Consider the following 12,291-nt stretch of genomic DNA (forward strand, 5'->3'; position numbering starts at 1 on the left):
AGTACGAAAGCAGGGCCGGTTGACCAAATTGCTGAAAGCCGCAGTCCTTGTTTGAGTACGAATATTTATGGCAGTTGGTAAGAAAATACGAATTTACGACCTCGCTCGCGACCTAAAGCAGGATACGAAGCGCATCATGGAAGACCTGCGTCGCGAGGGTGCGGACGTGAGTGTCCCGTCGAACTCGGTAGCCGTCGAGATCGCAGAGAAGGTGCGGCTAAAATATTTTCCCAAGGCCGATCCGGCCCCGAAGCGCTCGATCAAGATCATCAAGGCGAAGCAGGTCGCTCGAACTGCAAAACCAGTTGAAAAACCAGCCGAAGAGCCGCCGGCCGACGTCGAGAAAGAGGTTTCAGCGGAGCCCGCGCCGCAGAAGCGAACCGTTAAGGTGGCAAAAAAGGCCGCCGAGCCTGCTAAGGCTGCCGAGCCCGCCGAGCCGGCCGAGGAAACTTCGGCAACGACGGGAACCCGCAAGGTTCTGAAGCGAAAGCCGGTCGAGGAAACGGTAAAAGCGGCTGTTGAGGAAGAACCGATCAAGGCTGAAGAGCCGCAGGCCGAAGAGCCTTTTGAAGAACCTCAGTCTGCAGAGCCGGCGACAGACGAATCGGCTCCGGAGCCGGCTCCAAAAACAACTAACCGCATTCTGAAGCCGACCGGCACGCAGATCAAGCAACTCAAGTTGACGCCCGATGCTCTTCAAAAGGGCATCAAGCCGGGAGATCGGTTCGTCACGTCGACGCAGCCGACCAAAACTGGCAAGCTTTCAACCGAAGCTCGCGGACGTCGTGGTGAGTTCCGTGGAACGCCGGGCGAGACGAGCACGCCGCAAATGAACTATGTTCCGCCGGCCGACAATCGGCGGCGGCCGGGACGCTCGGGCGGACGAAAGAAAGGAGCCGATGCGAAGGGCGGACGGTTTGCCGAACGCGATGTTGATGCTCCGCGTCAGCGAACGATCGAAGAACGCGTGATGGCCCAAGTTGCCCGGCCCGAGGGCGAAGAGTTCAAGCAGGTCAGGCTTGTTGAAGGTGCAACGGTCCGTGAGTATGCCGAGGCTCTTGGCATCACGCCGAGAGATATCGTTCAGCTTCTGATCAAGCGTGGTGTATTCGCGACGCTCAATCAGCCCATTGGCGAAAAGATGGGCGAAGAGCTCGGGCTGAATTTTGGTGTCGAGGTCAAATTCGTGCCGTTCGAAGAGATGGTCGTCGAAGAGGAATTCGAAGCGATCATCGAAACAGGTGGCGACGATATCGAGGTGACGAGGGCACCGGTAGTTACGGTAATGGGGCACGTCGATCACGGCAAAACGTCGTTGCTTGACGCGATCCGCTCCGCCAACGTAGCCGAAGGCGAGGCAGGAGGAATTACGCAGCACATCGGTGCATACAGCGTTCACGTTCCGAATCCGGATGATGCCGACAACCCGCGGCGTGTTGTGTTCCTTGATACGCCCGGCCACGAAGCATTTACCATGATGCGAGCTCGCGGTGCGAAAGCAACGGATATCGTCATTCTAGTTGTTGCGGCTGACGACGGCGTCATGCCCCAGACAATTGAGGCGGTAGAGCACTCCAAAGCTGCCGGCGTCCCGATGATCGTCGCCATCAATAAAATGGACAAACCGGACGCAAATCCGGATAAGGTCAAGCAGGGTCTTGCTGGGCTCGGGCTTCAGCCGGTCGATTGGGGCGGCGATGTTGAAATGGTACCGGTCTCGGCCAAGAAGCATGAGAATTTGGATACGTTGCTCGAAACTGTGCTGCTTCAGGCCGATATTCTCGACCTTAAGGCAAGCCCGACCCGTCGAGCTGCCGGTGTTGTGCTCGAGGCCAAGCTCGATAAGGGCCGCGGTTCGGTCGCTACCGCACTTGTCCAACAAGGGACGCTCAGGGTGGGCGATCCGTTCATCGTCGGCCAGTTTCACGGTAAGGTTCGCGCAATGTTCTCTGATCGCGGCGAAATTGTTACTGAAGCCCCGCCGGCGACTCCTGTCGAGATATTGGGACTGCAGGGCGTCCCGCTAGCAGGCGACACTTTCCAGGTCGTTTCGGATCTAGACCGAGCTCAAACGATCGCAAGCCAGCGTCAACAGCAGGCCCGCCAGGCGGCGATGATCAAAACGACCAAACGCGGTATCGAATCGCTCGGAATGGCTGAGGTCAAAGAACTTCTCGTCATCCTTAAGGCTGACGTACAAGGTTCGGTCGAGGTGGTTCGCGGAACGCTCGAGAAATTATCGACCGAGAAGGTCAAGGTTCGTGTGATCCGCGCCGGCGTCGGTGCGATCGCAGAATCGGATGTGTTGCTGGCATCGGCAACTCAGGCAGACAATGCCTCGACCGCCGTTGTGATCATCGGATTCAATGTGCGGCCCGAGTCGCGTGCATCGGATCTCGCCAAGCTTGAAGACGTCGACATCCGGCTCCACTCGATCATTTATAAGGTCGAAGAAGAAATCAAGGCCGCGATGATCGGAATGCTCGACGCGATCGAGAAAGAGGTCATACTTGGCAAGGCCCTGGTGCAGGAGACGTTCAAGGTTTCGCGTATTGGTACGATTGCGGGCTGCCGCGTCACCGATGGACTCATCCGCCGCCAAGCGAAGGCACGCCTGATCCGCGATGCGGTCGTTATCTGGGAAGGCGACATCGCGACGCTCAAGCGGTTCAAGGACGATGTGAACGAGGTCAAGCAGGGGTACGAGTGCGGTATCAGCCTTGTGAACTTTAACGACATCAAGAACGGGGACGAGATCGAGGCCTTTGTGATCGAAAGCATCGCGGCCACGGAGCTCTAAGCGGTAATTATGCGAAGGCCTGAGCGGTTGGCAGAGGCATTGAAAGAAGAGATTGCTGAGGTCGTTGGGTTCGAGCTCGATGACCCTCGGCTCGGCTCCATAACGGTTACGGACGTCGAGGTGACCAGTGATCTTCGCGACGCAAAGGTCTTTGTGCTCGTCCACGGAACCGAAAAGGAGATCAAGGGAGCTTTCGATGCTTTGGAAAAAGCTTCCGGATACATCCGGCGTCAGGTTGCTCTCGATCTGGATCTTCGTCACACTCCGCACCTTCACTTTGCCCGGGATACGGCCGAAGAAAATGCGGCCCGCATAGGCGAGTTGCTCGAAGCGGTCAAGCCTGCGGCCGATGTTGAAGCTGAAACCTAGACAGAAATCTTAAGTAGTTTGATCATTTGTTGTATTAGTGTTAAGTCAAGTTGTTGAATTAATCGAAAGCCGGCAGAGCTTTGGCATTACGACCCACGTAAAGCCGGACGGCGACGGCGTCGGCTCGTCGCTCGGCCTTTGCTGGCTTCTTCGTTCGCTCGGCAAGGAAGCTGAGGTCATCGTTCACGGTCCGATCCCACCGTCTTACCAATCGCTGCCGGGAGCCGATCAGATACGCGATATTGAGAACATTGACCGGAAATACGATGCTGTCTTCGTGCTCGAGTGTTCTGACATCAAGCGTCCCGGCATTCAAGGCCTCGAGAATGAACTCACCGTAAATATCGACCACCACGCGACCAGCGAACATTTCGGCAAGATCAATTGGATCGACCCGACAGCTTCGGCAGTTGGCGAGATGATCTACAACCTATGCAAGGCCATTGGCGGCCGCGTGACGAAGGAGATCGCCGAATGTGTGTATATGGCGCTCATTACGGACACCGGTTCGTTTCACTTCCCGAATACAACGGAGCGTACGCTCAAGGTCGCGTCCGAACTTGTTAAAGCGGGTGTACGTCCGGCGGAGATCTCAGAAGCGGTTTACTACCACTATCCGTGGTCGCGAATCGAACTGATGCGGCAGGTACTTAATTCCGTTAGGCGAGATGAGACCGGCCGGATCGCTTTCATGCGGCAGACCCTTGCGATGCGCGAGTCTTCCGACGCGATCGACGGCGACAATAGCGGGTTCGTCAATATCCCGCTCGCCGCGAAAGAGATCGTTGCTGTTGTCCTGATGCGTGAGGTCGGCGACGGGCGATACCGCGTCAGCCTTCGCTCCAAGGGCGACATCAATGTAGCCCGCGTTGCCGAAATGTTCGGCGGCGGCGGGCACAAAAATGCGGCCGGGCTTCGGGTCGAAGGCGATTGGGACGAAAAGGAAAAAGAGATCGTCGAGGCCTTGCAACAAGCGGTTGCGCGAAGCCTTGGCGATTGATCCGGAGACCAGATGAGCGAGGAGACAAAAGAAAAACGCTATAAGTGGCGACGCGATGATTACCGCGAAAAGACCCACGGGCTACTGATGGTCAATACCGGTGACGGAAAGGGAAAGACCACGGCGGCAATTGGTGTTCTGGTCAGGGCTGCCGGGCGAGGGATGAAGTGCTGCATGATCCAGTTCATGAAGTCGAAGACCGACCGCTACGGTGAACATGAATCGCTCGAGAAGCTTGGGGTCGAGGTCCACACGATGGGAGCCGGCTTCACCTGGGACACCCAAGATAGTTCCATCGATATCAAGACATCCGAAGAGACCTGGGCGCTTTGCGTCGAGAAAATGAGGTCCGAGGAGTACGATCTTCTGGTCTTTGATGAGATCGTTTACGTACTCGATTACAAATTCCTCGACGTTGCTTCGGTGCTCGATGAGGTCAAAGCGATCCGAGAGAAACAGCCGCACCTTCACATCATAATGACCGGCCGAAATGCTCCGGCGGAGCTTGTTGAAGCCGCGGATCTTGTAACCGAAATGAAGGAGATCAAGCATCCCTTTCACGCCGGCATATATGCTCAGCAGGGGATCGAGTTCTAGTGAAGGAAGATATCGAACGCCGGAGTGTTCATGGGTACCGCGATCATTTCTCGCTGGCGGTGACGACCTTCGGCGTCGGGTACCTTCCGCTCGCTCCGGGAACATGGGGTTCAATAGTCGGGATCGGTATCTATCTTGGTGCCGAGTACCTGCTCTTAAACCTCGGTATGATCGATGACAAGATCCTTCCGCCCGTAGTTCATGCCTGGACCTTGCCGGTCGTAACGATTGCACTTCTTCTCTTTACACTACTTGGAATTTGGGCGGCCGGACGTTCGACGGAACTTCTTGGCAACACCGACCCGCCGGAAGCGGTTGTTGACGAGGTGATCGGGCAGCTCATCGTGTTTCTTTTCGTTCCGTTCAGCATCGGGTGGCCGATGATCATCGCGGGCTTTCTCCTTTTTCGGCTGTTCGATATCTGGAAGCCATATCCGATAGATTCGCTTCAGGTTCTCCCGGGCGGAATCGGCGTGTGTGCTGATGATATCCTTGCAGGCGTTTATGCCGGTGTTTGCCTTTCGGTGATATACGCGATATCTCTTTCGATATGATCATTCACGTTTTGCCGGGCGATTCGCTCGTCGAAGAATTTGCGAAAACCGGTATCGAAGGCGAGACGATCGTCTTTCGCGAAGCCCTTATCGTAGGTGATATTTGTGCCGAGACACTTGATGAATTCTGGGATATTCGCGCCAATTTCCTTAATTTGGAATACGGCGAAGACCCGATCGACTATCGCGAAAAAGTTGCGTATAAGGTCGAGCGGCTCACCTATTTGCCGGAAGATGCCGAGGTCAACCTCTGGTTCGAATACGAGCTTTTCTGTCAGGCAAATATGTGGTTTTGCCTAGACCTGTTGAATGATCATGGTAACGTTTACCGAGTCGCTCCACTAAATGCCTCGCCGGATGACGCCTGGAAAGGTTTCGGAAATCACTCATTCGAGGACCTGAAGGAGTGTTCCCAGGCCCGACAAAGATTCTCTGATGAAGACCTTAAAGTCGGAAGAAAGCTCTGGGCGGCGTTTCGCTCTCGCGATGGAGAAGAATTGCGGTCGCTAGGTGAATACCGTTCGCCGGTTTTTCCCTTTCTAAAGGAAGTCGCCGATGCAGCGGCAGAAATAGAAACACGACCTATCGAATTGATCCGCGAACTCAAGTCCGAAGGATTAAAGGAAATGAAGGAAATTTTTCCGGAGTTTCAGAAGCGTGCCGGTGTTTATGGCTTCGGGGATCTGCAGGTTGAGCGTCTTCTTCATAGTGCTTTGAGTAATCCGGCGTAGTCAATGATTATTCGCCTTCCTCGCCTTTTTTCCCGACCGAACCTTCCCGTCGTTCACGCTGAAAGATCCATCCCCGCCGTTTGAAGTAAACCAGCAAAACGATAGTGATCACGGCCATTAGGCCGAGAACGGCAAAATAACCGTATGGAGTATGCAACTCCGGCATATTCTGAAAGTTCATTCCATAAATGCCGGCAATAAGTGAAAGCGGCAAGATTATCGCGGAGACGACCGCGAGGGTTTTCATTACATCATTCGTGCGGTTGGCGACGACCGTGAAGTGGATCTCAACGAGCCCGCTTACGAGTTCACGATAGCTTTCTGAAAGATCGGCGACCCTAAGCAGGTGGTCATGCACATCACGGAAGAACGGCAGGACGATCTCAGGTATCTGCCTGAATTCGCCGTGCGACATACGATAGAGCACCTCACGCTGCCGCGTCGATATACGTTTCAAGCGGCCGACGCTCCGTCTGAGGTCCATGATGCGTTCGAGCACAACGCTGTCGCTTTCCTTCATCAAAAGGATCTCGTCCTCGATGACCTCGATCTGCGCATTGAACTCGTCGACCACAGGGATGTAATTATCAACGAGCCGGTCGAGTATCTGGTGAAGCAAAAAGGCTGATCCGCGTTGGCAGGCGAAAGGACTGCTTCGGATCAAGGTCTTCGTTTCATTGATGCTGCGGAAGCTTTCGAGGTGAAAGGTAACGACGAAGTTTTCGCCGAGGTAGCCGTCCAATTCCTTTGTTACAAAGTCGGTCGGTGTTGTCTTGTCCGGCGTTACGCCGTGAACAATAAAGAAAAGATAACCGGGAAATGCCTCGACCTTCGGCTGGTTTCTGGTTTCAAGACAATCTTCGACCGTAAGGTGATGAAATTTGAACACATTGAGCAGGAAAGCCTCGATCGCCTTGTGATCCGTTCCCTCGCCCCGAAGGTCGACCCAAACCAAGTTTGTACGATCAGCCAACAAGTCCGGGAGTTCCTCGAGCTGGAAGCCTTCCTCAACGTTCTCGGCCGCGTCGCGATATACAAATATTTCTGCAAATGAGGCCGAATCTGGCATATAGTTTAAGGCTGTCTGGTTTTGTAGCATTGGGAGCACGAATGTTCAAGCACCGGTATGGTTTTGCCCAAATATCGCTTAGCGAATTTCGGCAAGTGCGGTATAATCAATGAGCAGATGAAAGAAGAATTAATCGCCCTTGCGGGGGTAGTGATAGACAAACAGCCGAATGCGTATTTCAAGGTGAAGGTCAATGATAGTGACCACATTGTGTTGGCTACCATTTCGGGCCGAATGCGCCGCAACCGGATCCGCATCTTGATGGGCGACCGCGTTGATGTTGAGCTTTCACCCTACGACCTGACCAAAGGCCGGATCACCTACCGCCACAAGTAAACCGACCGTGAGCTAGTTTCAGGGGCTTCGATCTTCGAGGCCCCTTTAGTTGCGCCCCCGAGCCTAATGGCGGCTCGGGAAGATCGACGCCGTATAGTTCATTTCCTTTGACGCTCGTGCCATAAAGCTTTCGATATCCGGTATCGAACGCGGCAGGGCCTTGTTCATCCATTCAACGCCGGTCGCGGTGACGAGCATATCGTCCTCGATGCGGACGCCGATGCTCTTGTACTTCTCAAATGCCGGCTTGACCTTGGCGATGAAGTCGCGGTTCTCAGGCGTATCGGGAAGCCACTCGAGGGCGTCCGGGCGGATGTAGATGCCCGGCTCGTTGGTGAAGACCATTCCCGGAGCGAGCGGCGTTCCATAGTCGCCAACATCGTGGACGTTCATTCCCAGCCAGTGGCCGAGTCCGTGCATGTACCAGCGGCGGAATTGCTGGCCGTCCTTGGCCGTAACGAGCCCGAGCCGGAAGAGCCCGTCCTCGATGACCCGAGCGGCCTCGGCCTGAAGTGCAGCGAAGCGGACGCCCGGCTTGGTCATTTTCGCGACGGCTTCCTGAGCGTCGTAAACGATCTGGTATATCTCGGCCTGTTCCTTTGAGAACTTGCCGTTAACCGGAAACGTCCGCGTGATGTCCGCCGTGTAGTGCTCATATTCGGCCCCAACGTCCATCAGCAGCAGGTCGCCGGTTTTAACTTCGCCTTTCGGGATCTGGTAATGGAGCGTGGTCGCGTTTTGGCCGCAGCCGACGATCGACGGGTAGCCCCAATAATCTGCATTGCGACGGCGGAAGGTGTATTCGACCTCGGCCTGCACCTCGTATTCCCATTTGGCGTGGTGGACCATCGCCATCGACCGCATATGTGCCTCGATCGAGATGTCGATCGCGTGCTGCATCAGCTTGATCTCATATGGCGATTTGACGAGCCGTAGCTGGGCAAAGATCGGCCGGGCATTGAGGACGTTTCGCTCGCCAAGCTCTTTGCGAAACTCATTCTCCTGCCTGAATTCACGCATCGCGTTGCCATCGTTCGGGCTTGAGGGAAGCAGCATATAGACCGTCTCAAAGGCCCCGATCGTGATTCCGCCGGTCTTTGCCGTAAAGGCCTCTTTTGCCTTGAGTGCGTCAAAGAATGCGGCTCGTTCGGTTGTAGGTATGATCGTCTTGAGGCCCGAGATGTTCCGTGCCTCATCGTCCGAATACATCTTGCCGTCCCATGTTTCGGTCACCGGGTTACGCCGCGGCAGAAAGAGATATTCGCTGACGGCGTCGCCATCTTTGGTCATTACGAAGACCGCACCGCCCTGCTTGAGCCCCGTTAGGTAAACGAAATTATTCTCCTGGCGGAAGACGTAATTGACCGAATTGGAATAGATCTTCGGCTCGGCGGAGAGGAGGACGAGCATGCTCTTATCTTCCATTTTTGCCGCGACGGCGGCCCGCCGCTTGGCAAGCTCGGCTTGCCTCTCGGCGTCGGTGAATCGCGGTGCCTGCGGCGTTACTCGGATGGCCGGTCCCGCCGATGGCTGTGAAAAGACCACGGCCGTAAGGCCCGACAGGAGAAACGCCGCGATGATGATCCAGATGATTGCTTTCTTCATTATTTCCTCAATGTTGTTTTGGCCGAGCACATCGGCAACCCGGAAGAGCTTTGTGTTGACTTCATTATATACGCAAAATAGCGATTCCGGTTTCCATCGGCCCCCGGGTGTTTCATTTTTAAAGGAGACGGCACGTTTCTGAAACGGTTGAAACGAATGAAAGAAATGAATCGCCTGAAACACTTGAAACGCCTGAAACGCCCGGGAGTTTTGAGTCCCGGCTTTCGGGAATTCCAGATTCCAAATTCCAGATTCCAAATTCCAGGTTCCAAATTCCAGATTCCAGATTTCGGAGCTCGCATCGGATGATAAGCCCGTGCTGACGCGCGGGCCTCCGACACGGCATTCCGCATTCCGACTTCCGAATTCCGCATTTCTTGGTGTTCTGTTCTTTTTCGGGCATCGCGCGTTCGCGAAAACACCGTGAACACCGCGAACATCGTGAACAGCGGAAACGCCGCGAACATCGCGAACATCTTGTGTCGTCCTGAAAAAAGTTGACACATTTTGGTGGTAAACCTGGTATAGGTTTCCTGTTTTGTGTTGGTCCTGAAGAAGGTTTACGGGCATCTCCTTATATTGGTTTTGAGTTTCACTCTCAGGCCGCGGCCTGAGAGTGAAAAGTTTTGGCCGGATAGTATTTCTTCCAGCGCTTCTTGAGCTCGCCGGTCTTGGCATGGGCCTCGGCCGGGGTGAGCATATCGATCGACAGATGCGGCCTCAGGTGGTTGTAGGTATTGACCGCCTGATCGATCTGCCGGGCCGCCTCGGAGAAGCTTTTGAAGCTTGTCCGGAGCAGTTCCTGTTTGAGAATGCCGTTGACGCGTTCGGCGATGGCGTTCTCCAGCGGGTCGCTCTTTTCGCTCATCGAGACCCGGATCTGTTTCCCGATCAGCTTCATGTACCGCGAGCTGTAGTATTGCAGCCCACGGTCCGAATGATGTATCAGCCCTTCGCGTTCCGGGTTGTCCCTGAGTGCCATCCGCAGTGCCGCCGCCGGCCCTCTGGCCGTCAGGTCCTCGCTGAGGCAGTAGCCGACTATCTTTCGCGAATACGCGTCCGTGATCAGGCTCAGATAAGCAAACCCTTCCCGGACCCTGATATAAGTGATATCGCTGACCCACAATTGATTGCAGCGGGTCGGCTCGAAGCCCTTCGCAAGATTCGGGAAGCTCTTCATCCAGAGGCCCGAAAACGTTGTCCTCGGACTTCGCCTCCTTCTCTTTCGGACCAGCATCGAATGCTCCCGCAAGAGGTCGTACAAAGCGTCGCGGCCGATCTCTACCGAGTGCTCGCGGGCAAACCCGCTCATCATGTGATGCAGCTTTCTTACACCGATCCGCTTTTGCTCCTTTCTCAGCCTTCCTACCTCCTGTTTTTTTCTGATCGGTACCTCAAATCGATCTTCCGCGATGTCGATCATCGCATTCAGCAACTCGTTGTAGAGCCGGGCCTCCTCAAGCTCCTTCCGCAGCCGCCTCACCTCCGCCGACCCGGACCCATGCCCCGCTCCCGGCCCGGCAGACGACCCCGTCGCCGAACCGGCCCCGGCCTCACGACCCCTTATCCATCTATGTACAGTCGACGCCGAAACCCGGTATATCCGCGCCAGCTCCCGCATCGACACACCCCCTCTCCCGTACCTCTCAACTGCCTCTCTCCTCATCTCTTCTTCTTGTTTCATCTGTTCCCTTTTACCTGTAAACCTATTTCAGGACAAGACATCTGGAACGCTTGGAACGAATGGGACATTTGGGACAAATCGGACGTCTGGAACAACTGGAACAAGCGGCCGGGGTTCGGTCTTGGATCTCTGGCATTCGTCCGCATTGTCAATTGTTAACTGGACCATTGTTAATTGGTTAAAGATGGACATTTGATCTTTCCCGGCCCATGCTGACGGTTAACCGCTCACCGCTCACCGCTTACACTCTCTGCGATCTTCGCGGGCTCCGCGTTGATTGTGCCTATTCGCTTAGTTCGCTTGGCCTCTATTGACGATTTACGATTCACGATTTACTGCCCTCCGCTGTTCATTTTCTTCGGACTTCAAGCCAATGTGAACGGCGATCCGTGAGAAACGGAAGATTTGGAAGATATGGAAGTTCTGGATAGTTGCGAAGTTGCGAAGTTTCGAAAGTTGCGAAGTTTCGGAGTTTTGAGTTCCGGCTTTAGCCAGTCCACCGGAGTCGTCGGAGACGACGGAATTGATGTAGCCCACGTCGCAAGACGTGGGTCGCGTACCCAAAATGAACCCGGAACCGTCGAAGACGGTGGCATTCGGCCGTCTAGACTTTTCAAACCACGAAAGAAGAAACGAAGAAAACAAGAACTCTGTCTGTGGCTTTCGTCTGTGTCTTCTGGGGCCGTTCCGTATCGCAGCCCCAAAGCCACAGAAATCACAGAACCAAAACTGAACAGCACAGACCGGCCCGCGGCTCCGCCGCGAAGAATTTAAGAACCACGAACAAAGAAAAAGAAGAAACCAAAGCTCCAAACTTTTCCCTTCTTCTTAATCCTTTATCCTTTCTCCTTTTGGCAAGACACCCTCCCTACAGGTCGGGTTTCCGCCTGTGTGAGGCTGACCGTGCCCGAGGCCTGGCCGTGAGGAAGGGCTATTCATCGAATGCGGAATCTGGAATCTGGAATTCTTATTGACATCGCTGGTACAATCGAGCCGAAAGGAATTTGCAGTATGAAGCTTGCCGAATTTGTTACAGAGTTCTCATACAACCAATTTGTCGTTTTTGACAGCGGGATTGAAGTGCCGGGAAACGAATGGACTGAAGATCATTCCAACCAGGGCTTTTCGAAGAATGCTTCTTCGGTGAGTTTTGGTACATTGCTCGATTTCGGCTACGCGCATGTTCAAGTGTTTGACCGCCAATATGAGTTAAACAGCGAGGACTCGCGAGTAATAGAAGTTCCGTTTTACACGGAGTCAGGAACGGTTCACGTCGAAGGTCCAGAGGAAAACGAACCTAACGCGGTCAGTGTTGAGCCCGGACAATATCTTCTTACAGCAGCTCAAAAAGCAAACTTTGATGACGAAACGTTGTTTGTATGTCTTCATTTCAAGAAGGCTGAGCCTGGAATCGCAAAAAGCCGAATCATAGTGCAGGACGATGACTTAAATCCGCCTGTCCGTCTCTTAGAATGACGCCAGAGCGAATTGCAATATCGCAGGCCTGATCCCGATTGTTCTATTGGAGTCGGGCAACCGAATCTGC

Annotated in this window: 11 protein-coding genes; 8 read left to right on the plus strand and 3 right to left on the minus strand. The window is 54.4% G+C overall.

What is annotated here, in order from left to right:
* Positions 1-67: 67 nt before the first annotated feature.
* The 6 genes from infB to IPM21_13875 are packed head-to-tail and all read left to right on the plus strand — an operon-like array spanning position 68 to position 6,051.
* The gene (infB, locus tag IPM21_13850; protein ID MBK9164961.1) at positions 68-2,800 is read left to right on the plus strand and encodes a translation initiation factor IF-2; all 2,733 of its coding nucleotides are present in this window, start codon (positions 68-70) and stop codon (positions 2,798-2,800) included.
* A gap of 9 nt (positions 2,801-2,809) precedes the next feature.
* On the plus strand, positions 2,810-3,169 hold the full coding sequence (rbfA, locus tag IPM21_13855; GenBank protein MBK9164962.1) for a 30S ribosome-binding factor RbfA: 360 nt from the start codon (positions 2,810-2,812) through the stop codon (positions 3,167-3,169).
* Between the two features lie 37 nt (positions 3,170-3,206).
* Positions 3,207-4,169 (plus strand): bifunctional oligoribonuclease/PAP phosphatase NrnA, encoded by a 963-nt coding sequence (locus tag IPM21_13860; GenBank protein ID MBK9164963.1) that lies wholly within the window; start codon positions 3,207-3,209, stop codon positions 4,167-4,169.
* 12 nt (positions 4,170-4,181) lie between these two features.
* Entirely contained in the window at positions 4,182-4,766 is a 585-nt protein-coding gene (gene cobO, locus IPM21_13865; GenBank protein ID MBK9164964.1) for a cob(I)yrinic acid a,c-diamide adenosyltransferase, read from the plus strand.
* Positions 4,767-4,819: 53 nt separating this feature from the next.
* Positions 4,820-5,320 carry a phosphatidylglycerophosphatase A gene (locus IPM21_13870; GenBank protein MBK9164965.1) on the plus strand — a complete coding sequence of 167 codons (501 nt, stop codon included), beginning with the start codon at positions 4,820-4,822 and terminating at the stop codon, positions 5,318-5,320.
* Positions 5,317-6,051 carry a hypothetical protein gene (locus IPM21_13875; protein MBK9164966.1) on the plus strand — a complete coding sequence of 245 codons (735 nt, stop codon included), beginning with the start codon at positions 5,317-5,319 and terminating at the stop codon, positions 6,049-6,051. Before IPM21_13870 ends, IPM21_13875 begins: the two co-directional genes overlap by 4 nt.
* Positions 6,052-6,058: 7 nt before the next feature.
* On the opposite strand, the gene corA is transcribed toward IPM21_13875, so the two are convergent.
* Complete coding sequence (gene corA, locus IPM21_13880) at positions 6,059-7,120, minus strand: magnesium/cobalt transporter CorA (protein MBK9164967.1); 1,062 nt, start codon at positions 7,118-7,120, stop codon at positions 6,059-6,061.
* Between the two features lie 117 nt (positions 7,121-7,237).
* Between corA and infA the strand changes: the two genes are divergently transcribed.
* Positions 7,238-7,456, plus strand: a complete 219-nt coding sequence (gene infA / locus IPM21_13885; GenBank protein ID MBK9164968.1) for a translation initiation factor IF-1 — start codon at positions 7,238-7,240, stop codon at positions 7,454-7,456.
* A 63-nt stretch (positions 7,457-7,519) separates the two neighbouring features.
* Here infA and IPM21_13890 read toward each other — a convergent pair whose 3' ends face one another.
* Together IPM21_13890 and IPM21_13895 are read right to left on the minus strand one after the other, a co-directional pair.
* Positions 7,520-9,061: an aminopeptidase P family protein gene (locus tag IPM21_13890; GenBank protein MBK9164969.1), complete on the minus strand. Its 1,542-nt coding sequence runs from the start codon at positions 9,059-9,061 to the stop codon at positions 7,520-7,522.
* Positions 9,062-9,659: 598 nt separating this feature from the next.
* A complete protein-coding gene (locus IPM21_13895) occupies positions 9,660-10,745 on the minus strand; it encodes an IS3 family transposase (protein MBK9164970.1) in 1,086 nt (361 codons plus the stop codon).
* Between the two features lie 1,011 nt (positions 10,746-11,756).
* Here IPM21_13895 and IPM21_13900 point away from each other — a divergent pair.
* The gene (locus IPM21_13900; GenBank protein ID MBK9164971.1) at positions 11,757-12,221 is read left to right on the plus strand and encodes a hypothetical protein; all 465 of its coding nucleotides are present in this window, start codon (positions 11,757-11,759) and stop codon (positions 12,219-12,221) included.
* The last annotated feature ends 70 nt before the right edge of the window (positions 12,222-12,291 follow it).

The organism is Acidobacteriota bacterium (assembly GCA_016716435.1).
Lineage (GTDB): Bacteria > Acidobacteriota > Blastocatellia > Pyrinomonadales > Pyrinomonadaceae > OLB17.